Raw genomic sequence first — 25,888 nt, 5'->3', positions numbered from 1 at the left:
CGAAAGCATAACGCTCGAATATAAGTAAGTGATATAAAAGACGAGTGTCCAAGATCCTCGACGGGGCGGCGCTGGCCGTCAGCCTGGAGCGGGTCGTCTCGCTTCTGCGGCGGCTGGCCCCGGCGGACGACGTGTCGCTGACCAAGGCGGCGGCACTGCGGACGCTCGACGTGCACGGGCCGTGCCGCCTGTCGGAGCTCGCGGTGCGCGAGGGCATCACGCAGCCGGCCATGACGCAGCTCGTGTCACGGCTGGAGCAGGACGGCTACGCCGAGCGGCGCTCGTGTGCCGACGACGCCCGGGTCGTGATGGTTCACCTCACCGCGGCCGGGGCAGACGTGCTGAGCCGGCGCCGCGATGCCCGGGCCCGCCGCATGAGCGAGCTGGCGGAGCACCTCAGCGCCGACGACCGCGCCGCGCTCGCCGCCGCGTTACCGGCCTTGGACCGGCTCGTCACCACCGATCCGACCCTCCCCGGGAGTACCCCCGTATGAACCAGCACAGTCCGGCGACGGCCAGTCCGTTCCGCCAGCCGAAGGCGGTGTGGGCCGTCGCGTTCGCCTGTGTCGTGTCCTTCATGGGCATCGGCCTGGTCGACCCGATCCTGCCCGCGCTGTCGCACCAGCTGCACGCGTCGCCCAGCCAGGTGTCGCTGCTGTTCACCAGCTACCTGCTGGTGACCGCGGTCGCGATGCTCATCACGAACATGGTGTCCAGCCGCATCGGGCCCAAGCGCACGCTCATCGTCGGCCTGGCCATCATCGTGGTCTTCGCCGCGCTGGCCGGCACCTCGGACAGCATCGGCGGCATCGTGGGCTTCCGGGCCGGCTGGGGGCTGGGCAACGCGCTGTTCATCGCCACCTCCCTGGCCGTCATCGTGGCCTCGGCGAGCGGCGGGTTCGGCGGGGCGATCATCCTGTACGAGACGGCCCTGGGCATCGGCATCGCCGTGGGCCCGCTGCTCGGCGGGACCCTGGGCGGGATCAGCTGGCGCGGGCCGTTCTACGGCGTGAGCGTGCTGATGTTCATCGCGCTCGTCGCGACCGTCACGCTGGTGCCCAAGACGCCGAAGCCGGCCGAGCGCACGAGCGTCATCGCGCCGCTGGCCGCGCTGCGCCACCGCGGGCTGCTCATCATGAGCCTGACCGCCGTGCTGTACAACTGGGGCTTCTTCACCATGCTCGGGTATGCGCCATATCCGATGGAGCTCAACGAGCACAAGCTCGGCCTGGTCTTCACCGGCTGGGGCCTGCTCGTGGCGATCTTCAGCGTGGCCGTCGCGCCGCGGCTGCAGCGGCGCTTCGGCACGGCGAAGACGCTGTACGCCAACCTGTTCCTGCTCGGCGTGGTGATGACGGTCATCGCGGCCTTCACCGACTCGCCCACCACCGTCATCGTCGCGGTCATCGTGTGCGGCGCGTTCATCGGCATCAACAACACGCTCACCACCCAGGCGGTCATGACCGTCGCCCCGGTGCCGCGGCCGGTCGCCTCGGCCTCCTACGGCTTCGTGCGCTTCATCGGCGGCGGCCTGGCCCCGTTCGTGGCCGGCAAGCTCGCCGACCACTACAACATCCACGTGCCGTTCTACCTCGGCGCGGCGACGTTCATCCTCGCCATCTTCGTGCTCGCCACCGGCCACCGGCTGCTCACCGACGCCGAGAACGCCGCCGAGGAGGCCGCGAGCGGTGCGGCCGCCGAGCCCGTCGGCGAGATCGTGACCGTGGGGCGCATCGGCGAGGCCAACGGCAACCGCCCGGTCGTGGTGGCGGTCGACGGCGGCCCGTCCACGGCCGCGGTGACCGCGGAGGCCGCGGAGCGCGCGGCCCGGCTGCACGCGCCGCTGGAGCTGCTGCACGTCCACGAGATCGCGATCGTCGGCGAGGACGCGGTCGACCGCGAGTCCTACGACCAGGCCCGCGCCCGGGTCCAGGCCGCCCTCGACGACCTGGCGGCGCGCGGCATCGCGGCCTCCGGGCACGTGCTGCGCAGCGTCGCCGACCACGGCCACGCGGGCAGCCTCATCGCCAAGCACGCCAACGCGGTCGGCGCCCAGCTGGTCGCGATCGGCGCGCCCTCGCACGGCGACGTGGCCCACCTGCTCGACGGCAGCGCGAGCCGGCGGCTGGTGGAGGAGGCGGGTTGCGAGGTCCTGGTCGTTCCGCCGGGCAGTGGGAGCGCTACCGGCGTGCCGTCGCACCCGAGTGGGTCCGAACTTCGTTCCCGGGACGGATTTTAGTTTAGGAAGTGCGTTTTATGGTTAGGTCATGATGTCCGTCGAGACCCGGCACGATCTCGAGCGCGAGATCACCTGGATCACCGTCGCCGGAGCGCTGACCATCGAACGCAAGCACCGCCTCCGCAGCGCCGTCAGCAAGGCGCTCGTCGCCTGCCCGCGGGCCGTCATCGTCGACCTCACCGACTTCGATGACGCCACGGGCACGGCGGCGCCGCTGTTCCACGCCGCCCAGGACCGGGCCCTGCGCGACCACGGGGTGTCGCTGCTGTGGGTCGTCCCGGCCCGCGGCATGCTGCGGGCCCGGCTCACCAACCCGTTCTGGCACCGGGTGTTGCGCCTGTACGACACGCTGCCCGAAGCCGAGGTCGCCACGCTGCACGGCCAGCCGCTGCCGGACCGGTTCAGCCTCGTGCTGCCGCCGGACGCGTTCGCCCCGAGCCGGGCCCGGCTGCTCGTGCACGAGGCGTGCATGGCGTGGCACGTGCCGCACGTGGCCACCGTCGCGCGCCGGATCGTCTTCGAGCTGGTGCACAACGCCGCGACCCACGCCGGCACCGAGGTGGTGCTCGCGGTGAGCCGGCGCGGCAACTACCTGCACATCGCGGTGCGCGACGGCGATCCGCGCCCGCCGACGGTGGTGCCCAACGCCCGGCGGGCCGACGTGCCGGGCGACGGGCTGCACATCATCGACCGCAACGCCACGATGTGGGGCTGCCTGCGCAACGAGAAGGGCAAGATCGTGTGGGCCGCGATCTGGCTCCCGATCGTGCACTGAGGGTGACCGATATGTTCGGTAGGCCGGGCTGATGGGTATCAGGGTGGGTGAATCCGGTTCCACCCGAGGAGACCCCCCATGCAATCGGAGCTGCGAACCCTGAGCCGCCACGCGCGCCCGCTGCACGGCGTGCTGGGCTGGTGGGCGGTGACGAGCTTCGGCCTGCTGAGCGTGCTGGTGGCGGCGCTCGCGGCGTTCTGGCCCGGCTCCGTGAAGGCGGTCGGTCCGGCGGCCCTCGGGGCGTGGCTGCTGTTCACCGCGTGCGGGCGGTTCGGCGGCGGGCAGGTGCTGCGCGCACGGTACGGCGGCCCGCTCGTCCTGCAGGCCGGCCCGGGACTGCTGGCCCTGGCGGGGGTCGTGCTGATCCGGTTGCCCGAGGCCGATCCGTCGGTCGGGGTCTCGGTGGCCGCCCTCGCGTTCGGCATCGCCGCGGCGGTCGACGGCGCGGCCGCGCAGCCGCTGCCGAGCCTGCCCCGCCTCTGTCTGCGGGTGCGCGCCGGCTCGGGCCTGGTCGCCACGATCGCCATCGCCGCCGCGCCGGTCGCGGGCCTCGTCGTCGCCGCGGTGGTGATCGGGGCCGGTGAGCTGTTCCTGGCCGTACGGCTGCTGCCCGAGGTCGAGTGGCTGGCCGCGATGGCCTCAAGCGGCGACGGGGATCTGGGACTCGGCCCGCTCCTTGCGCAGCCCGCCGGCGAGGTAGGTGGCCAGGGCGAGCAGCGGCAGGCCCCCGCCGAGCAGCGCGACCGCCGGCCAGCCGCCGAGGTGCCAGGCGACGGTGCTCAGCTGCGCGCCGGCCGCCCCGCCGAGGAAGAACGTCACCAGGAACACCGTGTTGATGCGGGCGCGCGCTGAGGGCTCCAGGCGGTACACGACCTGCTGGTTGGTGATGAGCAGGGTCTGCACGGCGGCGTCGATGACCAGCGCCGCCACCGCCAGCAGGACGATCCCGGCGACCCGCCCCGGCAGCGCGGTGACGGCCCCCGCGGCCAGGAACGTCACGCCGGCGACGAGCAGGCCGACCACCGTGCTGCGCCGCGCCCAGCCGCGGTCGCTCCACCGCCCGGCCGCGGGCGCGATGAGCGCGCCGCCCGCCCCCAGCAGCGAGAACAGGCCCACGTGCAGTTCCGAGAGGTGGTACGGCGGGCGCGTGAGCAGGAAGCCCATCGTCGTCCAGAACGCGGTGAACGACCCGAACAGCGCGGCCTGGAACAGTCCCCGCCGCCGCAGCGTCGCGTGGCGCACCGGCAGCGCGAGGGTGCTGCGCAGCAACTGCCCGTACCCGGCCGTGGTCGACGGCTCGCGCACCGGCAGCATCGCGCGCAGCGCCGCCGCGAGGGCGAGCATGAACGCGGCCGAGAGCGCGTAGACCCAGCGCCAGCCGAGCGCGTCGGAGACGACCCCGGAGAACGTGCGGGCGAGCAGGATCCCGGCCAGCAGCCCGCTCATGACGGTGCCGGTGACCCGCCCGCGGTCGGCGTCGGCGGCGAGCCCGGCCGCGAACGGCACCAGGATCTGCGCGACGACGGACACCGCGCCGACCACGACGGACGCGGCCAGCAGCACCCCGAACGCGGGCGCGGTCGCCGCCGCGGCGAGCCCGGCCGCGCCGAGCAGCAGCAGCACCGTGACGAGGGTGCGCACGTCGACGCGGTCGCCGAGCGGCCCGAGGAAGAACAGCCCGACGGCGTACGCGATCTGGGTCGCCACCACGATCGTGGAGACGGCGACGTCGCCGACGCCGAACGCCTGGCCGAGGACGGGCAGCAGCGGCTGCGCGTAGTAGAGGTTGGCGGCGGTCAGCCCGCACGCCACGGCCAGCAGCCCGATGAGCCCGCGACGCATCCGTTGTGCACCCTTCAAGATTCGGAACGGTGTTCCGAGCGGACCGTAGCAGGCGTCGTGATCAACCCCAAGTTTGTTACGGGCATGCTTCCGGCACGGGATTGACGAATTGTTTCTTTTACAAGTTCGACCGGTTTCCGCAGCTCAACTCTCCGCTAGGTTCCTTGGAACAGGATTCCGAATAAAGGAACAGGAGGGTTCGATGGACGTTCCGATGCGGCAGCGCGGACGCGCGAGCATGGAGTTCCTGGGCTCGGTGCAGGGCTTCGCGGGCGGCGTGCTGCAGCCGGCGGCGGCCCGGCAGTACGAGGCCGCGGTGCCCGAGCCGCCGCTGACGATGCCGGAGCGGCGGGAGTCGGTGTACGGCGCGCTCGCCGGCAGCGCGCAGTGGCGCTTCGACCGGCTGCTGACCCGCTGGGTCGCCGAGGAGATCTACGTCCGGGCGCTGCCGGCCGCCGAGGAGGGCCGCGCGGCGATCGCCGGCTGGCTGCGGGCCGACGACGCCCCGGGCACCCTGACCCTGAACCCGGACGTCGAGATCCCGGACTACTGGACCAAGGGCTTCCACCTCACCACCGGCGGCTGGGACGGCCACGACCTGATGGGCGTCGTCACGCACGACATCGCCTACGCCTACGTGCTCGCCCCCGGCGGCGTCGGGGCGGTCAAGACCGGCGAGGACCTCAACGACCAGCGCTACCTCACCGCCCTCGAAGCCCCGCGCCGGGACTACAGGCGCATTCTCGAACCCGGCATCGGTACCGGCCGCTACGCCGTCGCGGTGTCCAAGGTGCACCCGCACGCGCAGTTCGTCGGGGTCGAGCTGTCGCGCACCGGGCTGGAGTACGCCCACGCCACCGCCCGCGACCTCGGCCTGAACTGGGAGCTCATCCAGGCCCCGGCCGAGCGGACCGGGCTGCCCGACGCGTCGGTGGACCTGGTCACGGGCTACATCCTGTTCCACGAGACGCCGACCCGCGCCACCGAGGCGATCCTGCGCGAGATGTACCGCGTGCTGGAACCCGGCGGCGACATCGTCTTCGGCGACGTCGCCCCGTACGAAAAGCAGTCGGCGTTCCGCGCCGTGGTGCTCGACTGGGAGACCGAGAACCGGGGCGAGCCGTTCTGGCGCGCCGCGCTGCAGCTCGACCTGCCCGGACTGTTCAAGAAGGTCGGCTTCGTCGACGTCGAGGCGTACGGCCTCGGCCCCGGCCTGTACCCCTGGATCACCCGCGGCCGCAAACCCCTGGAGGCCTGAGATGACTGCGGAAGTCGGACCCTACCTGGAGAGCCGGCGCCTCGACGACCTGGCCCGCATGGTCACCGAGCTCGCCTCGGAGGTGTGGATCCAGCGCGACCGCGCGATCGTGCTGGAGGAGCTGCTGATCGCCGGGGGCGTGCTCACCGCCGAGCAGCTCGACGAGCTCGTCCCCGGCGGCGAGCTGCGCACCCGGATCGCCGGCGAGCGGGCCGCGTTCGTGCGCCGGGTCTTCGGCGCGATCCTCGACGAGGACGCGCGCACCGCCGCGGCGATGCAGTCGCCGTGACCGGCACGTTCCTGCTGCGCCGGGCGGCCCACCTGATCGCCGTGCTCTTCGGCGTGATGACCCTGCTCTTCGTGCTGCTGCGGGTCTCCGGCGACCCGGCCGCCTCGATCGCCGGCCCGGACGCGACCCCGGAGGCGGTCGACGCGATCCGCGAGCAGCTCGGGCTCAACCGTCCACTGTGGGCGCAGTACCTGACGTTCCTCGGCGACCTGGTCCGCTTCGACTTCGGCGACTCGTTCCAGAGCCGCCAGGACGCCCTCGGGATGATCCTCAAGCAGCTGCCGGCCAGCCTCGAACTCGTCGCCGTGAGCTTCCTGTTCGCGCTGCTGGTGGCCATCCCGCTGGGGATCGTGGCGGGGATGACGCACAACCGGGCGTACCGCCGGTTCATCGACACGGTCGTGCTCCTCGGCCAGGCGGTGCCGGTGTTCTGGTTCGCCATCGTGCTGGTGTTCGTCTTCGCCGTCACGATGGGCGCGCTGCCGTCCATCCGCACCCCCGACCCGCTGAGCTGGGTGCTGCCCGTCATCACCCTGGCCCTGCACCCGATCGCGCGGCTGCTGCAGTTCACCCGGGCCGGGCTCGCCGAGAGCCTGCGGGAGGACTTCACCCGCACGGCCCGGGCCAAGGGGCTCGGCCGCGGCCGGGTGGTGAGCCGGCACGCGCTGCGCCCGGTCGCCACCTCGCTGGTCACCGTGGCGGGGCTCGACCTCGGCCAGATGCTGAGCGCGGTCGTGCTCATCGAGACCATCTTCGCCTGGCCCGGCATCGGGGCGCTGCTGGTGCACGCGGTCACCGCCCGCGACTACCCGCTGGTCGAGGCGACCACGTTCATCTTCGCGCTGCTCGTCGTGGTGATCAACTTCGTCGTCGACCTGACGTACGAGCGGATCGACCCCCGCGTCCGCGTGCATTGAGAGGTTGCAGTGATGACGGCAGTTCCGATCCCCGCGCCGGTGGCGGCCGCCCGGCTGCGGGCCCGCCCGGTGTCGGTCACCCTGGCCACCCAGCTGCTGCGCCGGCCCGCGGCCGTCGTGTCGCTGATCGTCCTGGCCGGACTGGCCGCCATGGCCGTCCTCGGCCCGTCCATCGCGCCGCACGGCGCCGAGGACCAGGACTACGTCCACATCCTGGCCAAGCCGGTCTGGGACGGCGGCACCTGGACGTACCCGCTCGGCACCGACGAGCTCGGCCGCGACCTGCTCAGCCGGATGATCGTCGGTTCCCGCACCGCGCTGGGCCTGGCGTTCGCCGCGGCGCTGCTCACCGGCGTCGTCGGCACCGCGCTGGGGCTGGTCGCCGGGCTGTACACCCGCTTCCTGGGGCCCGTCATCATGTGGGTCGTCGACGCCCAGCTCGGCTTCCCCTACCTGGTGCTGGCCCTGGCCCTGGTCGCCGCCCGCGGCCCCAGCCTCACCACCGTCTTCATCGTGCTGGCCCTGTTCGGCTGGGTGCAGTTCGCCCGGGTGGTCCGGGCCGAGGTGCTGCGCGTGAAGACCGCCGACTACGTGCTCGCGGCCCGTGGCGCCGGCGCCTCCGAGCTCGCGATCGTCCTGCGCCACATCCTGCCCAACGTGCTGTCCACGACGATCGTGGTGGGCACCTTCACCTTCTCGGCCGTGCTGCTCGTGGAGAGCGGCCTGTCGTTCCTCGGGGCCGGCGTCCAGCCGCCGACCGCCGACTGGGGCGCCATGATGGCCGGCGGCCGGGTCTTCCTCAACACCGCCTGGTGGTACTCGGTGGTGCCCGGCGTCATGGTCGTGATCACCGTGCTGGCCGTCAACACGCTGGGCGCGGCCGTGCGCTCGGTGCTCAACCCGCGGGAGGCCAAGTGACGCTGCTGAGCATTCGCGGGCTCGAGGTCGGCATCCGCGACACCACCCCGGTGCGCGGCGTCGACCTCGACATCGCGCCCGGCGAGATCGTCGGGATCGTGGGGGAGACGGGCTCCGGCAAGAGCCTCTCGGCGCTGTCGGTGCTGCGGCTGCTCAACCATCCGGTGCGCATCACCGGCGGCGAGGTGCGCTTCGACGGTACCGACCTGACGACCCTGCCGGAGCAGAAGCTGCGCAGGGTGCGGGGCGGCCGGATCGGCATGATCTTCCAGGACCCGATGACCGCGCTGAACCCGTACCACCGCGTCGGCGACCAGATCGTCGAGGCGATCCGCGAGCACCGCAAGGTGCGCCGGGCCGAGGCGCACGCGGAGGCGGTCCGGCTGCTCGGCGAGGTCGGCATCGTGGACCCGGCCCGCCGCGCCCGCCAGCACCCGCACGAGCTCTCCGGCGGCATGCGGCAGCGGGCGATGATCGCCATGGCCCTGGCCAACAACCCGGCGCTGCTCATCGCCGACGAGCCGACCACCGGCCTCGACGTCACCATCGAGGCGCAGATCCTCGCGCTCATCAAGGACCTGAACCGCCGGCACGGCATGGCGGTCATGATGATCACGCACAACCTCGGCGTCGTGGCCGGGCTGTGCGGGCGGGTCGTCGTGATGTACGGCGGCCGGATCGTCGAATCGGGCCCGACCGACGAGCTGTTCGCGGACCCGCGCCACCCCTACACCCGCGCACTGCTCGGCGCGGTACCCCGCCGCGGGCACGGGTCCCGCCCGCTGACCTCGATCCCCGGCCTGCCGCCGGACCTGCGGGCGATGCCGAGCGGGTGCGCGTTCCACCCGCGCTGCGGCGAGGCGCTCGCCCGCTGTCAGGAGCAGGACCCGCAGCTGGAGACCGCGGGGGAGCGCTCCTGGCGCTGCCTGCGGGCCGGGGAGGCGTCATGACCCCGATCGCCTTCGCGCGGGAGCTGTCCCGGCACTACGGGCCGACCCGGGCCGTGGACGGCGTGGACCTCGACGTGTACGAGGGCGACGTCCTCGGCGTCGTCGGGGAGTCCGGCAGCGGCAAGTCGACGCTCGGGCGGGTGCTCGCCCAGCTCGAGCCGGCCAGCGGCGGCACCGTGACCGTGGCCGGCCGCAACGCCCTGGCCCTGCGCGGGCGGGAGCGGCGGGCGTTCCGCAAGCACGTGCAGTTCGTGTTCCAGGACCCGTACTCCGCGCTCAACCCGCGCCGCACGATCGGCCAGAGCCTGGAGGAGCCGCTGATCAACCACCGCATGGGCGACCGGCGGGAGCGGGCCGGCCGGGTGCTGGCGCTCATGGACGCCTGCGGGCTGCGGGCCGAGCTGGCCGACCGGTACCCCAACGAGCTGTCCGGCGGCCAGCGCCAGCGGGTCGGCATCGCCCGGGCGCTGGTGCTGCGGCCGCGGATGCTCGTGCTCGACGAGCCATTGTCGGCGCTCGACGTTTCCGTGCAGGCCCAGATCGTGAACCTGCTCCAGGACCTGCGGGCGGAATTCGCCCTCACCTACGTCTTCATCACGCACGACCTCGGGATCGTGGAATATCTGTGCAACCGGGTCGCGGTGATGTACCGCGGCCGCATCGTGGAGACCGCGGACACCGGCACCGCGTTCGCGGGCCCGCAGCATCCGTACACCACCGCGCTGCTGAGCGCCGTGCCGGTGGCCGACCCGGAACAGGAGCGCCACCGCGCGCCGATTCTCCTGGCCGGCGAGGCGGCCGACACGTGGGACGGGCACGGCTGCCGGTTCGCCCCGCGCTGCCCGGTGGCCCGCGACGACTGCCGCACGGCCGCGCCGCCGGTCGTCGAGACGGCGCCCGGACAACGCGTCGAATGTCATTATCCCGGCTCCCTGAAATTGCCGTAGAAACAATTGTCGCCGATCTCGCGGACGGTTCCCGAAACCGTCCGCGATATCGGCGTGTCCGCATTTCGCGGGCTGTGACGGAATGCATTTCCGGACCCTTGTGAATGGCCCGGCACCGTGCCATGCTTTCGCAATTGGAAAGCCATTCCGCAAGAAGGAACAGGGGTGCTTGCGATGCGGACGCTCCTTCGTCCCCGCTGGATCTACCGCGGCGGCGGCCGGGTCGAGACCGGTACCTCACTGCTGATCGACGGCGCCACGGTGACCGCGGTCCCGGCCGCGGACGACGCCGGCGTCGACGCCGAGCGCATCGAGCTGCCGCGCCACCTGGTGCTGCCCGGCCTCGTCAACGCGCACACGCACGCCGGCGCCGGACCGGTCGCCCGGGGCATCGCCGAGGACCTCAAGCTCGCCCCCGGCACGCCGTACTACGTGCCGCTCACCAGGCTCTGGCAGCTCGCCTACCGCCCGGAGCTGCGCGCGGGCCTGCGGGCCATCGTCCGCTGGGACCTGCTCGGCATGCTGCGCACCGGCACCACCACGGTCGTCTCCACCTCCTCGGTGGACATCGAGGGGTACCTCGACGCGGCGGAGGAGGCCGGCGTGCGCACCTGGGCCGGCCCGGCGCTGCCGATGAACGTGGCCCACCGGCTCGGCACCCTCGACGGCGACAGGCAGCGCCGCGTGGACCTCAGTCCCGAGCAGGAGCAGCTCGCCGAGCTCGACGCGTTCCGCGCCCTGTTCGCCGCCCACGACGGGCGGGCCGGCGGGCGGATCCGGCTGCTGCTCGGCCCGGCCAGCGCGCACACCGTCGAGCCGGGCGTGCTCGCCGGGATCGCCAAGCTGGCCGCCGAGCTCGGCTGCCCGGTCACCACCCACCTGTGCCAGTCCGAGGGCGAGCTCGACGAGGTGCGGCGCAAGTACGACCGCACGCCGGTGGAGCTGCTGGACGAGGCGGGGCTGCTGGGCGAGCGGCTGATCTGTGCGCACGGGACGTACCTGCCCGACGCCGACCTGCCCCGCCTGGCCGCCTCCGGCGCGGTCGTCGCGCACTGCGCCGTGCGCAAGGCGCGGGAGGCGATCCTGCCGCCGTTCGGCCGGTTCGCCGCGGCGGGCGTGCGGATGGCGATCGGCACCGACGCGTTCACCACCGACCTCGTCACCGAGGTGCGGATGGCCGCGATGCTGGCGAAGATCGCCGTCGGGCGCACCGACTGGCCCGACGCGGCCACCATGCTCGACGCGGCGGTCGCTGGCCCGGCCCCGGCCCTCGGCATCAGCGGCGACCTCGCCGACGGCGCCGTCGCCGACCTCATCGCGGTCGAGCTGGCCGCGCCGGAGAGCGCCCCGGTCCACGACCCGCTGGCCTCGGTCGTGCACTACGCCAGCGGCCACGACGTCGACCTCGTCATGGTCGGCGGCGAGATCCGGGTCCGCGACCGGGCGCTCGTCGGCGTCGACTGGGAGGCGGCCCGCGCCGCCGCCGAGGACGCCTGCGCGGCCGTGTGGGAGCGGTGGTAGGCATGGACCTCCTCGACGCCGTCGCCCGGCACGCCAAGCACCGCGGCGACCGGCCCGCGATCGTCCACGACGGACGGACCGTGGACTACCGGACCCTGGCCGAGCGGGTCAGCGCGCTCGTGGCCGGGTTCCGGGCCCGCGGCCGGAGGCCCGGCGAGCGGATCGGCATCGCCACCTACTCCGGCACCGTCGGCGCCGAGCTGTACCTGGCCGCGCAGGCCGCCGGGCTGCAGCCGGCGATGCTGAGCCTCGCGCTGAAGCCGCGCCTGGCCGAGATCGTCGACGCGCTCGGCATCACCGAGGTGATCGGCGAGGGCACGCACGCCGACCTGGCGGGCGACGCCGCGGCCGGCGCCGACTGGGCCCGCGGCCGCGACGCCGACGTGGTGAGCGCGATCCAGTTCACGGCGGGCAGTACCGGCGTGCCGAAGGCGGTCGTGCGCACCGTCGGCGCGGACGTCGCCGACGCCTGGCACCGCTCCTGGTCCTACCGCTGCGGCGAGGGCGACCGGTGGGTGGTGGCCAGCCCGTTCAACCTCTCGGTGCTCTCCGGCGCGGCCCGCTCCATGTTCCTCTTCGGCGGCACCCTGCTGCTGATGGACGCGTTCAGCGTCGACGCCCTCGACGAGCTCGGCGCCGGCGGTGTGACGATCCTGCCGCTGCAGGCGCCGCAGTGGCGGGCGGTGCTCGCCGCCGGCGCCGCCGAGACCCTCGTGCGGCGGGGCCTGCGCACCGCGGTCGCCACCGGCCAGCTGATGCAGCAGCGCTTCCTGCACGAGCTCGCCGGGGCCGTCGGGCCGCACGCCGAGGTGGTCCTCAACTACGGCACCTCCGAGGCCGGCACCATCGCCGTGGACCGCTCCGGCGGCCCGCGCTTCGGCGAGCCGTTCCGGGTCGGCGCGCCCACCCCGGCGCTCGACGTGCGGGTCACCGACGCCGGCGGCATCGAGGTGCGCGGCGCCGCCGTCGCCCCCGGCTACCTCCACGAGCTCGCCACCGACCCGGCGGCGCCACTGCCGCGCGCCGCCCGCGCGCCGCGGTCCTGGTTCGACACCGGCGACGTCGGCGGCTGGGCCGACGACGGCGCGCTGCAGGTCTTCGGCCGGGCCGCCGACGCCATCGAGGTGGCCGGGCGGACCATCCTGCCGGTCACCGTCGAGGAGCGGCTGCGGGGCCTGCCCGGCATCGCCGACGCGGTGCTCACCCCGGCGCTGACCGTCCTCATCGAACCCTCGCCCGGCACGACGGCCGCATCCCCGGCCGAACTGCTCGATGCCGTTCTCCCCGGCCCATACCAGATCCGGTACGTCGAACGACTTCCGCGGACCCCGGCCGGCAAGACCGACCGCGTGGCGGCCGCCCAGCTGCACACCACCCCCGAAAGGACACTTTGATGGCAGACGTTTCCCGGCGCGGCTTCCTGTTCGGCGTGGTCTCCCTCGCTACCCTCGCCGCCTGCGGCACCGGCGAGGACGCCCAGACCGGCAGCGGCGAGAAGGCCGCCGTGCAGGAGCTCACGATGGGCATCAGCAACCTGCCCACCAGCCTCGACCCGATGGCCGTGCTCGGCGGCAACCCCCGCCGCTACGACATCTTCGACGCGCTGTTCGACCTCGACCCGCAGAAGGCGACCATCCTGCCGATGCTGGCCACCAAGTGGGAGCAGGTCAGCCCGACCTCGCTGAAGGTCACCCTGCGCAGCGACGCGAAGTTCCACAACGGCACGCCGATGACGTCGGCCGACGTGGTGTTCAGCCTCAAGCGCGCGGCCACCAGCACGCTGGCCACCGCGTCGCTGATGACGTCGATGGCCGACGTGAAGGCCGACGACGCCTCGACGGTCACGGTCACGATGAAGTCGGCCGACGCGCTGTTCCTCAAGAAGCTGGCGCGGGTGGCGATCCTGCCGGAGCAGTACTACACGGGCCTCGGCGCCGACGACAAGGCCCGCTCGGCCGCGTTCGCCGACAAGCCGGTCGGCACCGGGCCGTACAAGCTCGACAGCCACGACACGACCCAGTGGGTGCTCACCAAGTTCGACGACGGCTGGCGCAAGGGGACGCTGACCAAGGTGACGATCCGGTCCATGACCGACGCCGCCTCCCAGGTCGCGGCGTTCACGTCGGGGCAGGTGCAGTACATCAACCTGGTCCCGCTGGCCCAGCTCGCCGCGATCAAGGCCGGCGGGGCGAACGTGGTGACCTACACCGGCGGCAACAACCTCGGCGCCTTCCTCGACACCGTCGACTACTCCGGCAACCCGAAATCCGGGCCGATGGGCAGGAAGGAGGTGCGCCAGGCGCTCAACTACGCCATCGACAAGCAGACGCTCATCAAGAACGTGCTGCAGGGCCAGACCGAGGCCGGCAACGGCCAGCTCGCCACGCCCGGCGCGGTCGGCTACGACGAGTCGCTGCAGGACTACCCGTACGACGCGGCGAAGGCCGAGAGCCTCCTCGACGCGGCCGGCTACCCCAAGGGCCCCGACGGCACCCGCTTCACCATCACCATGGCCAGCGCGTTCGCCAGCCCGGGCAGCGTGCGGCGGCTCATCGGCGAGTACGTGCAGAACCAGCTGGGCAAGGTCGGGGTCAAGGTGCAGTACACCGCGATGACCGACACCACGCTGCAGACCGACATGTTCTACGCCCGCAAGGCCCGCGCCGACATCTTCCACTACGGGCTGTTCACCCGGCCGTACCTGGAGCCGCTGGGCGCGTTCGCCTGGTTCATCGGCACCTCGGCGACCCGGCACTACAGCAACCCGGAGTTCGACGCGCTGTACAAGCAGGCGCTGTCGGAGCTCGACGACACCAAGCGCGGCGAGCTGTCCAAGCAGCTGGCCAAGATCATGCACGACGACGCGCCGTTCCTGTTCCTCACCCAGGACGTCTGGATCGACGCCGGCTCGGCCAAGCTCGCCGGGGTCATCAAGTCCGAGGTGGAGACCGACCAGTACCTCGACAAGCTCTACCTGACCGCCTGAGCATGGCCCGGACGTACGTGCTGGTGCACGGCGCGTTCCACGGCGGCTGGTGCTGGGCCCCCCTCGCGGAGGCGCTCACCGCGGCCGGGCACGCCGTGCTCGCGCCGACCCTGTCCGACGACGCCGACCTCGAGCGGCACATCGCCGAGGTGGTGTCCACCGCGGACCTCGCGGCCGGGCCGGTGACGCTGGTCGGGCACAGCTACGGCGGCATCGTCGCCCGGGGCGCGGCCGACCGGGTCGGCGTCGAGCGGCTCGTGCTGCTCGACGCGCCGGTCGCCGCCGACGGCGAGTCCGCGCTGGACGTGCACCCGCGCGGGGCCGAGTTCGCCGCGCGGGCGGTCGAGCGGGGCGGGATCACGGTGCTGCCGGTGCCGGGAAGCCCGCGCCTGGGCATCCGCGACCCCGACGTCCGCCTCTGGGCCGAGCGGCGGCTGCGGCCCCAGCCGTTCGCCTGCCTGGCCCAGCCGCTGCGCCTGAGCGGCGGCCGCACCCCGCCCGTCACCTACATCCGCTGCACCGGCAATCCGGCACCCCGGCCGTACCTGGACCGGGTCCACGCCGCCGGCTGGCCGTTGCTCGACCTGGACGCGGGCCACGACGCGATGCTCGACGCGCCGCAGGCCCTGGCCCACCTGCTCCTGGAGGAATGTTGACACCACCTGCCCTCACCGCGGCGGTCCTGCGGGTCGCCGACCCGGCCGCCGACGCCGAGTTCTACCGGCGGGCGCTCGACGCCGCGGTCACCGACGGGCCGCGCCCCGGCTGGGTCGCCGTCGACGCCGGCTGGGACACCGCGCTGCTGCTCGCGCCCGGCGACGTCGAGCTGCCCGTCTACACCGACCGCTGGGAGCGGCAGGGCGTCATCCCGATCCTGCGCACCTGGGACATCGACGCGGCCGTCAAGCGCCTCGACGACGCCGGGGTCACCTGGATCAACCGCCCGTTCGAGTACGACATGAAGGGCCACGCCTGGCTCGGGTACTTCCACGACCCGGCCGGCCAGCCCATCGGCGTGCAGCAGCGGATGGACGACAGCGTCCGCGAGGAGGACCTGGCCGCCCTGGCGCGCCTCGGCGGCCCGGCGCCGGCGGTCACCGGCATCGGCTGGGTCATCTTCCAGGCCGCCGACATCGTCGCCGCCCGCGAGTTCTACGCCGCGATCGGCTGGCGGGAGCGGCGCGGCACCGAGGGCTTCGGCTACATGATGGCCGTCGACGACATCGTCACCCTGCAGATCGCGTTCAAGGGCCGCACCCAGGACCCGGCGCGGGACCTGGCCGCCGAGCCGGTGCTGGGCCTGCTGTCCGGTGTGGACACCACGGCGGTCGTGGCGGCGGGCGGCACCGTCACGGACGGGCCGGACGGGTACCGCGCGTTCCTGGACCCCGAGGGCCACGCCTGGCTGTTCGAGGAGACGCCATGAACCGGACCTGCGACACCCTGATCCTCGGCCAGATCGTCACCGTCGACGCCGACCGGCGGGTGATCGCCGACGGATACGTGGCGGTACGCGACGGCCTGATCGCCGACGTCGGCGCCGGACCGGCCCCGTGGACCGCCGCCGAGACCATCGGCGGCCCCGGCTTCCTGGTCATGCCGGGCCTGGTCAACACCCACACGCACCTGGTGCAGGGCTGCATCCGCGGGATGGCCGAGGGCACCACGTTCGAGGAGCGGCTCTTCGGCTTCTACTACCCGATGACCGGCGCCTGCGACGAGGAGCGCTCCTACGCCTCGGCCCTGCCGCCGGTGCTGGACCTGCTGCGCAGCGGCGTCACCACGACCACCGACGACCACTTCACGCACCGGCACAAGCGCTCGATGGACGGCGTCCTGCGCGCGGTCACCGAGGCCGGCATCCGGGTCCGCGCCGCCCGGCTCACCATCAACGAGCCGACCACCGTGCCCGACGGGTTCCGGGAGAGCGTGGACGAGGGCCTGGCCGAGACCGAGCGGATCGCGGCCGAGTGGGGCTCCGACACCGTCGCCGTCACCGCCGGGTCGATCGGCATCACCTACTGCTCGCCCGAGGACCTGCACGCCCTGTACGACTGGACGGTCGCCAACGGGCAGCAGTTCGACATCCACGCACCGTCCTACATGGACAAGCGCTACCTCGAGGAGCGGCGCGGCTGGACCGGCGGCTCGATCGAGTGGCTGGACAGCGAGGGCCTGCTCGCCCCGCACGTCATCGCCATCCACGCCCAGGGCCTGCGCGACGGCGAGGCCGAGCGGCTGGCGGCGGCGGGCGCGGCGGTGTCGCTGGTTCCGGACATGGAGCTCATCCTCGGCATGGTCACGTTCGACTCGCACCGCTACGACGAGGCCGGCGTCACGTCCTCGCTCGGCCTCGACGGCCCGGTCGTGTCCTACGGGCACAACCTGTGGCTGGGCATGCGCGGGTACCTCATGGCCCAGCGGATCAGCGACAGCGTCAAGCGCCCCGGCGTGTTCGGCGCCGAGCTGCTCTTCGGCAGCCCCGAGCGGGCGATCGAGCTGGCCACCATCGGCGGCGCCCGCGCGCTGGGGATGGCCGACCGGATCGGCTCGCTGGAGACCGGCAAGGACGCCGACGTCCTCGTCGTCGACCTGTCCGGTGAGACCATGCTGTCCCCGCCGGCCGCGCTGCTGGCCAACCTGGTGTGGTCCGGCGGGCCGTCGCCCGACGCCGTGCACCGCGTCCTGGTCCGGGGCCGCACCGTCCTGCGCGACGGTGAGCCGGTCCTCGCCGACCGCCGCCGGGCCGTGGCCGAGGCCGCCCGGGTGCAGCAAGACCTGCTCGACGAGACCGGCTGCGGCCGGTTCGTGCGGGCCCGCAGTCCATGGGAGTGGAAATGAGCGACATGAGCCGCCAGGTCGTCACGGTTCCGGGCGTGGAATACCCCGGCTGGTACCCCAGCAGCACGGCCGTCAGCGCCGGCCCGTTCGTCTTCACCGCGTCGCTGTCGGCGGTCGACTACGCCACCGGCGAGCTCGCGGCGGCGGCGCGGGTGCTCCCGGGCCTGCCCCACAGCAGCGGGCACCCGGTCAAGTTGCAGGTGCGCGAGGTGTACCGGCGGCTGGCGGCGACGCTCGGCGCCGCCGGATCGAGCCTGGAGCAGGGCGTGTCCATCAACCAGTGGCACCCGACGTACCACGGCCTGGTCGAGCGGCACGAACCGCTGCGCGACCCGTACGAGCTGTTCTGGGAGAAGTGGCGCTACCAGGCCCACGCCTACATCCAGAGCCGCGACGAGTTCCTGCTCGCCGACCGCCCGGCCTCCTGCCTCATGCCGATGGACCGGCTGGTGAGTGCCGAGGAGCTCATCGAGGTACAACTGGTGGCACTGCGGGACGACAGCGGCATCACCAAGCGCGCCTACGCCCACGACGTGCACAGCCCGCTCGGCGGCTACTCCGTCGGCGTCGAGTCCGGCCCGTGGGTGTTCAGCGCCGGGTTCATCGCCACCGACTTCCAGACCGGCCTGCACCCGAACGCCCAGGTGCCCAGGCACATCTGGTACGGCAACCAGGTCGCCGGCGAGGTCGAGGAGACCCTGCGCCAGATCCGCATCACGATGGAGGCGAGCGGCGCCCGCTGGGAGAACGTGGTCAAGGTCGTCACCTACCTGACCCCGCACGGCATCCGCAACATGCCGGCCGTCGACGAGGTCTTCGCCAAGCAGTGGCCCGGCAACCCGCCCGCCCGGGCGATCGTCCCGGTCACCGGCATCGGCGGCGTCAACGGCGGCAACGTGGAGATCTTCGTCGTCGTCGCGCGCCCCGAGCACGGCGGCGAGCGCGAGACGGTGGTGGCGCCGTCGGCCCTGGCCCCGCTCGGCCACGAGGCCCAGGCGATCCGCTCCGGCCCGTTCCTGTTCGTCTCCACCCAGCTGGGCCGCACCGCGACCGGCCCGTCGGCCGACACGCTGCGCTGGCGGGCGGGCGCCCCGCACACCGGCCGGCACATCGCCGACCAGGTCGCCCGCATCCAGGACAACGTGCAGAAGATCTGCGAGGCGGCCGGCACCAGCATCGAGCACACCGTGAAGGCCGACGTGTACCTCACCGACCTGGCCGGCCTCGGCGCGTTCGGCGCCGCCTGGACCGGCGCGTTCACCGCCGGCCTGCCCGCCGCGGGCTTCTTCGAGGCCCCGCCCTCCTCCCACGAGGTCCCCGGCTGCGACGTCGCCGTCGACCTGATCGTCCACTGTCCATAAGGGAGCGTCCATGCTGAACACACTGGATCCGGCGCAATCCCCGGCCCTCGGCGCCGCGCTGGGCCTGGCGGGGGAGACCGTCCTCGTCACCGGGGCCACCCGCGGCATCGGCGCCGCGCTCGCCACCGGCCTGGCCCGGCTGGGCGTGCACGTCGTCGCGGTCGGCCGGGACAAGGAGCGCCTCGACGCCCTGGCCGCCTCCGGCCTGCCCATCCACCCGGTCGCCGCCGAGGTGACCGACGAGGACGAGATGGCCGCCGCGTTCGACACCGCGGTCGGCATCACCGGCCGCCTGCTCGGCGCGGTCGCCAACGCCGGCATCGCCTACGTGCAGCCGTCGCTGGACTTCGGCGCCGAGGACTTCCGCAGGACCCTCGACGTCAACGTGGTCGGCGCCTTCCTCACCACCCGGCTGGCCGCCCAGCGCCTGCCCGGGGGCGGCTCGGTCGTGCTGACCAGCTCCACGTTCTCGGCCTCGGCGTTCGACCAGTGGGCGGCCTACTCGGCGAGCAAGGCCGCGGTGTCGATGCTGGCCCGCTCGCTGGGCGCCGAGTGGGCCCCGCGCGGCGTCCGGGTGAACGCGGTCGGCCCGACCGCCACCCTGACCGACCAGAACCGCGACTACCTGGGCGTGCCGGAGAACAGCGCGGGCATCGTGGCCCGCATCCCGGCCGGGCGCCTGCTGGAGCCGGAGGAGCTGGTGCTGCCGTTCGCCTTCCTGCTCAGCCCCAAGAACCAGATGATCACCGGCCAGACCCTCTTCGTCGACGGCGGCTGGACCCTGCCGTAGCGACCGGCCCGGACCGGGGTCCCCGCGCGCCCGATGTCAGGGCTGGTGGGGACCCCGGGCCAGCGGTCCGCGCCGGCGCCGCTGCGGCACGACCGCGGGCGGCTCCGGCTCGTCGTCGATCTTGATGACCGGCTGGGACACGATGACCAGGCGCTGGAACAGCGCCTCGAACGGCTTGACGATCTGCGAGCCGCGCGCGAAGTCCTCCATCGCCAGCACGCCGTGCAGGCCCTGCTGGGCGTAGTTGTCGGTGGGCCGGTCGATCCGGGTCGGGATGGTGAACTGCACGTCGCTGTCGTCCACGAGCAGGATGCTCGGGCAGTTGGGCAGGAACGGGATCAGCCTGATCTGGATCTCGATGCGGTCGCCGAGCTTGCGGCGCTCGGCCTCCGCGGCGATCTCCAGGACGCGGGCGCAGTGCTCGAACGCCTGCAGGTCGCCCTCCATGTCGGCCGCCGTCAGCACCACGCCCGCGTGGTGCGACTCGCGCTGCCGGATGGCCTCGTAGATGTCGTTCGGGCGCTGGATGTAGCGGCTGTACTGCAGCCGGCCCAGGTCGGTGCGCCGGTCGTCGAGCCGCGCCCGCAACTTGTCCTCGATCGCCTCCAGGTACTCGGAGCGGTGCCGGGGCAGCTTGTCCAGCACCGCGCCCTCGTTGGAGGGCGGGCTGTAGTCACCCATCACGAACAGCCGCTGCCTGGCCTTGCGCACCGCGGCCAGGGCGGCGTCGTACCCCGGCTCGGCGGCCCCGCGGCTCCCGTTGTTCGCGCTGCCGTCCGGCACGAACCGGACCAGCGCGTGCACGTAGTCGAGGTGCTGGGCGAGCTCGCCGTTCAGCTTGGCGTGCGTGGCGTCGAGCCGCGCCGTCAGGTCCCGTTCGCTGGCCGCCCGGAACCGGTCGAGCGAGATCACCGCGGTCAACGTGACGAACGCGAAGCCGAAGATGACGACGCCCGTGCTGGCCTTGCCCTCCACCACGTTCTTGATGGCATAGCCCAGGGCGGCCGACAGCCCCATCTTGAGCACGTCCAGCCAGCCGAAGCTCCTGGACAGCGACTCCTTCAGCGTGCGGCCCCGGTCCCGCTGCTCCGTCGTCACCCCTGGTCCTTCCTCGGTCTCGTACGGCTCGAGCGGCGGATCGGCGGCGGCCGGAACTCCGGCTCGGCCGCGAACCGCCCCGTGCGCTGCTGCACGTCGCGGAACCGGTCCTGGGTCCGGGCGGCCACCGCGGCGAGCAGCTCCTGTTCCAGCTCGGCCAGCGCCAGCACGCCCCGGCCGGAGTCCGTGGCCCGGAACGACGTCTCGCCGGGCGGGTGGGCCGTGCGGGCCAGGCCGGCCTCGCGCATCCTGGTCACCGCCAGCAGGGCATCGGGCGAGCCGGTCAGGCTGCGGGTGCCCGTCTCGCCGGCGCCGAGGTTGTTGCGCGGCAGGTTGAGGTGCACGAGGCGCCAGCGGTCGACGTGGCGGTCGGCCGCGCGGGTCAGGGCCCGGATCGTCGCCAGCACGGACGTCTCCAGCGCCGACCCGCCGGGCGGCGCCGCCCCGACCGCGGCCACCAGCGACGGCAGCAGATCGCGCATGAGGTGAAAGTGCAGGTTGACCGAGTGGCTGCCGCTGGTCAGGCCCAGATTTTCCCGGATCTGGTGGTACTCGGCGGTCTGCAGCTCGTCGGCCAGCACGTTCATGAGCACGGCGGCGACGTCGAGCAGCCGGTCGAGCCGCCGCATCACCTCGAGCGCCTCGCCGTAGCCCCGGTTCTCGAGGTGGGCGAGGGCGGCGGCGATGTGGTCGTTGGCGGCGGCCACGACGAGCTCCGGCATCTGGTGACCGGCCCGGAACTGCATGAGCACCGTGCGCCCGCGCAGCTCCCGCTCGGCCACGGCGGCCCGGATCGTGCCGGGCTGGACCAGGGCCTCGTAGTCGCCGCCGAAGCCCGCCAGCGCGGAGTACTCCAGCGCGGTCCGCTCCAGCATCACGTAGCGCAGCAGCAGTTGCGCGAGCCGGTCACCGGTGCCGTCGTCGCGCGCGTGCAGGCCGGCCAGCGCGGCGCGGACGCCGGTGGCGAGCCCGGACTCGGCGGCGTGCAGCCGCGCCCAGTTCGGCGAGGCGAGGGCCTCGATGCGCGGGCCGGGATCGGCGTCCGCGGGCGCCCCGGCCGGTGCCATGTCGGCGATCCGCCAGGCGAGCTCGGACCAGGCCCGGGCGATCGCCACCATCCAGCGCACGGTCCGCAGCAGGACGATCGGCCGGCCCGCCGCGGCGTCGGCGGTGGCCCGGCCCGCGAGCTCGGCCAGGTTGACCATGGCCACCTCACCGGCGCGGAACAGCGCGATCCCGGCCTGCAGGCCGCTGCCGGGCGGGATGCCGCGGTCGTCGCAGGCGAACAGCGTCCCGAGCGACTGCAGGTCCGCATACGACCTGGCGATCGGCCCGCGCTCGTTCTCGGGCACCACTCGGAGAGGATCCTGGTCTGGCATCCGCACCACGGCGTGCTTTCTCAGAAGAGTGACCCGTGATCGCGGCGATGCGCCGCGCGGTGCAGGCATCGTAACGCGGTGCGGCCCGCAGCCGGAGGGTCCGTTCGGGTGACGGCGGGACGTCAGGCGGGGAGGATGCCGTGGCCCAGTTTGCGGCTCAGCCGGGTGGTCACCTCCAGCAGCGCCGCCGCGCAGGACTCGGCGCGGAAGCGGTCGGCCGGGCCGCAGACGCTCATCACCGCGCGGGGTTCGCCGCGGTAGTCCAGCAGGGGCGCGGCGACCGCCTCGGTGCCGAGGTCGCGCTCGCTCTGGGAGTGGGCCCAGCCGCGGGCGCGGGTCTCGGCGAGCTCGGCGCGCAGGGCATCCGCGTCGATCGCCGGGCCGCCGTCCCAGCCGTCCAGCGGGCCGCTGAGCACCGCCTCGGCGTCGGCGGGGCTCAGGTGGGCCAGGAAGGCCTTCGAGCTGGCTCCGATGTGCAGCGGGTACGGCACGCCGACGCTCACCATCCGCACGACGTCGCGGTCGGGGAGGGCCTGCTCGAGGTAGTAGCGGGTGTGCCCGGCGCGGCGGGAGAGGGTCACCGTCTCGTTGGTGGTGCGGCACAGCCACGGCAGCTCCGGCGCGGCGAGCGCGGTCACGTCGAGGCGGGAGAGGTACGAGTGGCTCAGGGTCAGCACGGTGGGGCCCAGGCGGTACCGGTGGGTGGTCTCGTCGATCTCGACCATGCCGCGCCCGCGCAGCGACGTGAGGAGCCGGTGCACGGCCGCCTTGGACAGCGAGAGCTTCTCGGCCAGCTCGGTGACGCCGAGGTCGGGGGCGTCGCTGCGCACGAAGCAGATGAGCACGTCCAGGGCGCGCTCGACGGTCGCGGCGGTCCCGCCGACGTCCGCCGGGGCGAGCTCGGCCGGGGAGTGCGCGGTCGCGGTCATGCGGCTCCGTCCAGCTCGGCGGCGATGCGGGCGGCCGTGCCCAGCAGGCGCTCGGCGTGCGCCTCGAAGTGCGGCGCGAAGCGGGCCTCGGGGCCGCAGACGCTCATCGCGGCGACCACCTCGCCGCCCTTGAGGATCGGCGCGGCCACGGCGGCCGCGCCGGCCTGGCGCTCCGAGGACGACACGGCATAGCCCCGCGCGCGGATCTCGTCGAGCTCGCGGCGCAGCCCGCGGGGGTCCGTGCGGGTCTGGGGCGTGACCGGTTCGAGCGGGCCCGTGAGGTACCGATGCCGCTGCTCTTCGGGAAGGAAGGCCAGGATCGCCTTCGAGGAGGCCCCGGCGTGCAGCGGGAACGGCACGGCGAGCTGCACCATCATGACGACGGGCCGGTCGGGGGTGACCTGCTCGACGTAGTAGCGGCGGTCGCCGGAGCGCACCGACAGCGTGGTGGTCTCCCGGCAGGCCTCGCTGAGCGGGCGCAGCGCCGGGATGGCGGCCTCGGCGGCGACGAGCCCGCGTTGGTAGCGCAGCCCCATGCTGACCGCCAGCAGGCCGAGCGAGTAGCGGCGCGACTCCTCGTCCAGCTCCACCAGGTTGCGGCTGCGCAGCGAGGTGAGCACCCGGTGCACGGCCGGCTTGGACATGCCGAGCTCCTGGGCGATCTCGCTCACGCCCAGCGTCGCGGCGCGCACCGAGCTGAACAGCAGCAGCACGTCGAGCGCGCGGTCGACCGTGCTGGCCGACGCGCGCGGCTCAGTGGTGGCGCCGGCTCGGCTCGGCATGCGGGGCGGCTCCTCAGCAGACATCGTGTACGGCCGATCCTACGGCGCCGACCGGTTGCGCGGGCCGAGCGTATTGGTCAGGCGGGCCACGCCGCAGTAGAACGCGGCCACGACGAGCAGTTCGGTCAGCTGCCGCTCGCCGAGCTCGCCGCGCAGCGCGCCCAGCGCGTCCTCGGCCACGTGACCGTCGCGGGCCACGTCCTCGGCGAGCCGGCGGGCGGCCGCGGCGAGGTGCTCCGGCGGCGGCTCCAGCCCCGCGGCCAGGCGGCGGTGCGCCGTGCCCACATACGGGGAGCCGGTCAACTCGGCCACCCGGACGATGACGAGCTCGGACAGCGCCGGGGCGACGGTGAGGCCCTCGCGCAGCGCCCGCACGAGCTCGATCCAGCCCGACAGCAGCACGGGGGCGTTGCCGAGGATCGCGAACAGGTCGCTGACGTGGCCGAACAGGTCCTCGGCCTGGCCGTAGGCGAGCTGGACCGCCGGATCCGGATCGGTTCGCGGCACCCGGGTGAACTCCACGCACCGACCTCCGAAGCCGTGTACCGATAATCGGTATTTTGTTCCGCAGAACGGTACCGTCCCTGATTCTGGCAGGTCAAGAACGGTGCACAGAGCATTGACGAGGTCTTCGCGCCCGCCCTAGAGTTTCTTACTAGGAACGCCGTTCCCGAAACCGGAACGGCAGTCAGGAGGCGCCCGTGAGCACCGACGTCGACGTCCTGGTCGCCGGGGCGGGAGGGGCCGGCCTCAGCGCCGCCATCGCCGCCGCCCAGCGGGGCGCCTCGGTGCTCGTGGCCGAGGCCTTCGAGCACTTCGCCCGGGGCAACAACACCTCGATGAGCACCTCGATGATCCCCGCCGCGGGCACCCGCTGGCAGGCCGGGGCCGGCGTGGCCGACGACGCCGCGGCGTTCCTGGCCGACATCGAACGCAAGACCAAGGGCCGCGCCGACGCCGTGATCGCCCGCGCGCTCGTCGGGGTGGGACCGGCGCTGGTCGACTGGCTCGACGGCGAGTGCGGCATCCCGCTCGAACTCGTCACCGACTTCAAGTACCCGGGCTTCTCGCAGTACCGCTGCCACACCGTCGCCAACCGCGCCGGCCGCGACCTCCTCGACGGGTTGCTGCGCCACGCCGCCGGCCTGGCCGACCTCGACATCGTCACGCCCGCCCGGCTGACCGGACTGTCCACACGGGACGGTGCCTGGACCGCGGCGCTGCAGCGGCCCGGCGGCGGCACCGAGACCGTCACGGCCCGCGCGGTCGTACTCGCCACCGGCGGCTTCGGCGCCGACACGGCGCTGGTCAAGGAGTACATCCCGGAGATCGCGGCCGGGGTGTACGCCGGCGGCGAGGGCTGCCGCGGCGACGCGCTGCGGCTGGGCGCCGAGCTCGGGCTCGACACCGGCTACCTCGGCGCGTACCAGGGCCACGGCTCCTGGGCGGTCCCGCACTCCACGCTGCTGACCTGGGCCACCGTCATGCACGGCGCGGTCATGGTGAACAGCGCCGGCGAGCGCTTCGGCGACGAGACCGTGGGCTACTCGGAGTACGCCCGCAACGTGCTCGACCAGCCCGGCGCCGTCGCCTGGATGATCGGCGACCGCCGGGTGCACGAGGCCTGCCTGCCGTTCCAGGACTACCGCGACCTCGACGCGGCCGGCGGCGTGCGGTGGAGCGACGACCCGGCCGCCGTCATCGGCTGCCCGCCCGCCGCGCTCGCCCGGACCCTGGCCGGAGCCGGCCCGGGGGACCGCTTCGGGCGGACGCTGTGGGAGCGGCCGGGGATCGCCGCGCCGTACTTCCTCGTCCGGGTCACCGGGGCGCTGTTCCACACCCAGGGCGGCCTGCTGGTCGACGGCGACGCCCGGGTGCTGCGCGACGGCGTGCCCGTGCCCGGCCTGTACGCCGCCGGGGGTGCCGCGGCGGGCATCAGTGGGACCGGCGGCGATGGCTACCTCGCCGGCAACGGGCTGCTCGGTGCGCTCGGACTCGGCTACCTCGCCGGTCGGCACGCGACCGCGGCGGCTGAGCTGGGCTGAGGGGCCGGGCTCGCTTAGGCT

24 protein-coding genes are annotated in these 25,888 nt (G+C 73.4%); 18 read left to right on the top strand and 6 right to left on the bottom strand.

Translation table 11 applies throughout. The features are described from left to right. The first annotated feature begins 44 nt into the window (after positions 1–44). From ACQPZ4_RS29010 to ACQPZ4_RS29000, 3 genes are read left to right on the top strand one after another with little or no spacing between them, the layout of a single operon-like run. Positions 45–494: a MarR family winged helix-turn-helix transcriptional regulator gene (locus tag ACQPZ4_RS29010; protein WP_433042019.1), complete on the top strand. Its 450-nt coding sequence runs from the start codon at positions 45–47 to the stop codon at positions 492–494. Next, positions 491–2,239, top strand: coding sequence for an MFS transporter (locus ACQPZ4_RS29005; RefSeq protein ID WP_433042016.1), 1,749 nt, complete (start codon positions 491–493; stop codon positions 2,237–2,239). Before ACQPZ4_RS29010 ends, ACQPZ4_RS29005 begins: the two co-directional genes overlap by 4 nt. Before the next feature lie 28 nt (positions 2,240–2,267). Beyond that, positions 2,268–3,014, top strand: a complete 747-nt coding sequence (locus tag ACQPZ4_RS29000) for a hypothetical protein (RefSeq protein ID WP_433042013.1) — start codon at positions 2,268–2,270, stop codon at positions 3,012–3,014. A gap of 639 nt (positions 3,015–3,653) precedes the next feature. Here the strand turns inward: ACQPZ4_RS29000 and ACQPZ4_RS28995 are convergent. Next, complete coding sequence (locus ACQPZ4_RS28995; RefSeq protein ID WP_433042010.1) at positions 3,654–4,856, bottom strand: MFS transporter; 1,203 nt, start codon at positions 4,854–4,856, stop codon at positions 3,654–3,656. Between the two features lie 202 nt (positions 4,857–5,058). Between ACQPZ4_RS28995 and ACQPZ4_RS28990 the strand changes: the two genes are divergently transcribed. From ACQPZ4_RS28990 to ACQPZ4_RS28925, 14 genes are all read left to right on the top strand, one after another. After that, positions 5,059–6,114 carry a class I SAM-dependent methyltransferase gene (locus tag ACQPZ4_RS28990; protein WP_433042007.1) on the top strand — a complete coding sequence of 352 codons (1,056 nt, stop codon included), beginning with the start codon at positions 5,059–5,061 and terminating at the stop codon, positions 6,112–6,114. A 1-nt stretch (position 6,115) separates the two neighbouring features. Then, positions 6,116–6,403, top strand: a complete 288-nt coding sequence (locus ACQPZ4_RS28985) for a hypothetical protein (protein WP_433042004.1) — start codon at positions 6,116–6,118, stop codon at positions 6,401–6,403. Continuing rightward, positions 6,400–7,320, top strand: coding sequence for an ABC transporter permease (locus ACQPZ4_RS28980; protein ID WP_433042001.1), 921 nt, complete (start codon positions 6,400–6,402; stop codon positions 7,318–7,320). The genes ACQPZ4_RS28985 and ACQPZ4_RS28980 overlap by 4 nt, the downstream gene beginning before the upstream one ends. Positions 7,321–7,332: 12 nt before the next feature. Beyond that, the gene (locus ACQPZ4_RS28975; protein WP_433041998.1) at positions 7,333–8,238 is read left to right on the top strand and encodes an ABC transporter permease; all 906 of its coding nucleotides are present in this window, start codon (positions 7,333–7,335) and stop codon (positions 8,236–8,238) included. Continuing rightward, the gene (locus ACQPZ4_RS28970) at positions 8,235–9,188 is read left to right on the top strand and encodes an ABC transporter ATP-binding protein (RefSeq protein WP_433041995.1); all 954 of its coding nucleotides are present in this window, start codon (positions 8,235–8,237) and stop codon (positions 9,186–9,188) included. Before ACQPZ4_RS28975 ends, ACQPZ4_RS28970 begins: the two co-directional genes overlap by 4 nt. Beyond that, positions 9,185–10,135, top strand: coding sequence for an ABC transporter ATP-binding protein (locus ACQPZ4_RS28965; protein ID WP_433041992.1), 951 nt, complete (start codon positions 9,185–9,187; stop codon positions 10,133–10,135). Before ACQPZ4_RS28970 ends, ACQPZ4_RS28965 begins: the two co-directional genes overlap by 4 nt. A 174-nt stretch (positions 10,136–10,309) precedes the next feature. After that, on the top strand, positions 10,310–11,656 hold the full coding sequence (locus tag ACQPZ4_RS28960; protein ID WP_433041989.1) for an amidohydrolase family protein: 1,347 nt from the start codon (positions 10,310–10,312) through the stop codon (positions 11,654–11,656). 2 nt (positions 11,657–11,658) lie between these two features. Beyond that, a complete protein-coding gene (locus ACQPZ4_RS28955; protein WP_433041986.1) occupies positions 11,659–13,050 on the top strand; it encodes a class I adenylate-forming enzyme family protein in 1,392 nt (463 codons plus the stop codon). Next, positions 13,050–14,642 carry an ABC transporter substrate-binding protein gene (locus ACQPZ4_RS28950; RefSeq protein WP_433041983.1) on the top strand — a complete coding sequence of 531 codons (1,593 nt, stop codon included), beginning with the start codon at positions 13,050–13,052 and terminating at the stop codon, positions 14,640–14,642. The genes ACQPZ4_RS28955 and ACQPZ4_RS28950 overlap by 1 nt, the downstream gene beginning before the upstream one ends. Positions 14,643–14,644: 2 nt before the next feature. Continuing rightward, positions 14,645–15,298 (top strand): lipase family alpha/beta hydrolase, encoded by a 654-nt coding sequence (locus ACQPZ4_RS28945; protein ID WP_433041980.1) that lies wholly within the window; start codon positions 14,645–14,647, stop codon positions 15,296–15,298. Beyond that, positions 15,292–16,068: a VOC family protein gene (locus ACQPZ4_RS28940; protein WP_433041977.1), complete on the top strand. Its 777-nt coding sequence runs from the start codon at positions 15,292–15,294 to the stop codon at positions 16,066–16,068. Before ACQPZ4_RS28945 ends, ACQPZ4_RS28940 begins: the two co-directional genes overlap by 7 nt. Further along, a complete protein-coding gene (locus ACQPZ4_RS28935; protein WP_433041974.1) occupies positions 16,065–17,483 on the top strand; it encodes an amidohydrolase family protein in 1,419 nt (472 codons plus the stop codon). The genes ACQPZ4_RS28940 and ACQPZ4_RS28935 overlap by 4 nt, the downstream gene beginning before the upstream one ends. Next, complete coding sequence (locus tag ACQPZ4_RS28930) at positions 17,480–18,844, top strand: RidA family protein (RefSeq protein ID WP_433041971.1); 1,365 nt, start codon at positions 17,480–17,482, stop codon at positions 18,842–18,844. The genes ACQPZ4_RS28935 and ACQPZ4_RS28930 overlap by 4 nt, the downstream gene beginning before the upstream one ends. Before the next feature lie 10 nt (positions 18,845–18,854). Beyond that, positions 18,855–19,634: an SDR family NAD(P)-dependent oxidoreductase gene (locus tag ACQPZ4_RS28925; RefSeq protein WP_433041968.1), complete on the top strand. Its 780-nt coding sequence runs from the start codon at positions 18,855–18,857 to the stop codon at positions 19,632–19,634. A gap of 36 nt (positions 19,635–19,670) precedes the next feature. Here ACQPZ4_RS28925 and ACQPZ4_RS28920 read toward each other — a convergent pair whose 3' ends face one another. The 5 genes from ACQPZ4_RS28920 to ACQPZ4_RS28900 all read right to left on the bottom strand — a co-directional run bounded on the left by ACQPZ4_RS28920 (position 19,671) and on the right by ACQPZ4_RS28900 (position 24,344). Continuing rightward, entirely contained in the window at positions 19,671–20,732 is a 1,062-nt protein-coding gene (locus ACQPZ4_RS28920; RefSeq protein ID WP_433041965.1) for a hypothetical protein, read from the bottom strand. After that, a complete protein-coding gene (locus ACQPZ4_RS28915) occupies positions 20,729–22,087 on the bottom strand; it encodes a hypothetical protein (RefSeq protein ID WP_433041962.1) in 1,359 nt (452 codons plus the stop codon). The genes ACQPZ4_RS28920 and ACQPZ4_RS28915 overlap by 4 nt, the downstream gene beginning before the upstream one ends. Positions 22,088–22,233: 146 nt before the next feature. After that, positions 22,234–23,040: an IclR family transcriptional regulator gene (locus ACQPZ4_RS28910; protein ID WP_433041959.1), complete on the bottom strand. Its 807-nt coding sequence runs from the start codon at positions 23,038–23,040 to the stop codon at positions 22,234–22,236. After that, complete coding sequence (locus ACQPZ4_RS28905; protein ID WP_433041956.1) at positions 23,037–23,846, bottom strand: IclR family transcriptional regulator; 810 nt, start codon at positions 23,844–23,846, stop codon at positions 23,037–23,039. The genes ACQPZ4_RS28910 and ACQPZ4_RS28905 overlap by 4 nt, the downstream gene beginning before the upstream one ends. A 15-nt stretch (positions 23,847–23,861) precedes the next feature. Then, the gene (locus tag ACQPZ4_RS28900; protein WP_433041953.1) at positions 23,862–24,344 is read right to left on the bottom strand and encodes a carboxymuconolactone decarboxylase family protein; all 483 of its coding nucleotides are present in this window, start codon (positions 24,342–24,344) and stop codon (positions 23,862–23,864) included. A 179-nt stretch (positions 24,345–24,523) separates the two neighbouring features. On the opposite strand from ACQPZ4_RS28900, the gene ACQPZ4_RS28895 reads away from it, so the two are divergent. Further along, on the top strand, positions 24,524–25,867 hold the full coding sequence (locus tag ACQPZ4_RS28895; protein WP_433041950.1) for an FAD-dependent oxidoreductase: 1,344 nt from the start codon (positions 24,524–24,526) through the stop codon (positions 25,865–25,867). Positions 25,868–25,888 lie beyond the last annotated feature (21 nt).

The organism is Dactylosporangium sp. CS-033363, from assembly GCF_050942475.1.
GTDB lineage: Bacteria > Actinomycetota > Actinomycetes > Mycobacteriales > Micromonosporaceae > Dactylosporangium.
The sequence above is the reverse complement of the archived record's forward strand: the minus strand, read 5'-3'. Positions and strand labels throughout refer to the sequence as shown.

Coding starts and splice junctions, on each gene's coding strand:
- ACQPZ4_RS28935 (WP_433041974.1), top strand. CDS start 16,065: ATGAACCGGACCTGCGACACCCTGATCCTCGGCCAGATCGTCACCGTC.
- ACQPZ4_RS28950 (WP_433041983.1), top strand. CDS start 13,050: ATGGCAGACGTTTCCCGGCGCGGCTTCCTGTTCGGCGTGGTCTCCCTC.
- ACQPZ4_RS28965 (WP_433041992.1), top strand. CDS start 9,185: ATGACCCCGATCGCCTTCGCGCGGGAGCTGTCCCGGCACTACGGGCCG.
- ACQPZ4_RS28995 (WP_433042010.1), bottom strand. CDS start 4,856: ATGCGTCGCGGGCTCATCGGGCTGCTGGCCGTGGCGTGCGGGCTGACC.
- ACQPZ4_RS28990 (WP_433042007.1), top strand. CDS start 5,059: ATGGACGTTCCGATGCGGCAGCGCGGACGCGCGAGCATGGAGTTCCTG.
- ACQPZ4_RS29005 (WP_433042016.1), top strand. CDS start 491: ATGAACCAGCACAGTCCGGCGACGGCCAGTCCGTTCCGCCAGCCGAAG.
- ACQPZ4_RS28910 (WP_433041959.1), bottom strand. CDS start 23,040: ATGACCGCGACCGCGCACTCCCCGGCCGAGCTCGCCCCGGCGGACGTC.
- ACQPZ4_RS28985 (WP_433042004.1), top strand. CDS start 6,116: ATGACTGCGGAAGTCGGACCCTACCTGGAGAGCCGGCGCCTCGACGAC.
- ACQPZ4_RS29000 (WP_433042013.1), top strand. CDS start 2,268: ATGATGTCCGTCGAGACCCGGCACGATCTCGAGCGCGAGATCACCTGG.
- ACQPZ4_RS28940 (WP_433041977.1), top strand. CDS start 15,292: ATGTTGACACCACCTGCCCTCACCGCGGCGGTCCTGCGGGTCGCCGAC.
- ACQPZ4_RS28955 (WP_433041986.1), top strand. CDS start 11,659: ATGGACCTCCTCGACGCCGTCGCCCGGCACGCCAAGCACCGCGGCGAC.
- ACQPZ4_RS28960 (WP_433041989.1), top strand. CDS start 10,310: ATGCGGACGCTCCTTCGTCCCCGCTGGATCTACCGCGGCGGCGGCCGG.
- ACQPZ4_RS28925 (WP_433041968.1), top strand. CDS start 18,855: ATGCTGAACACACTGGATCCGGCGCAATCCCCGGCCCTCGGCGCCGCG.
- ACQPZ4_RS28975 (WP_433041998.1), top strand. CDS start 7,333: ATGACGGCAGTTCCGATCCCCGCGCCGGTGGCGGCCGCCCGGCTGCGG.
- ACQPZ4_RS28905 (WP_433041956.1), bottom strand. CDS start 23,846: ATGTCTGCTGAGGAGCCGCCCCGCATGCCGAGCCGAGCCGGCGCCACC.
- ACQPZ4_RS28930 (WP_433041971.1), top strand. CDS start 17,480: ATGAGCGACATGAGCCGCCAGGTCGTCACGGTTCCGGGCGTGGAATAC.
- ACQPZ4_RS28945 (WP_433041980.1), top strand. CDS start 14,645: ATGGCCCGGACGTACGTGCTGGTGCACGGCGCGTTCCACGGCGGCTGG.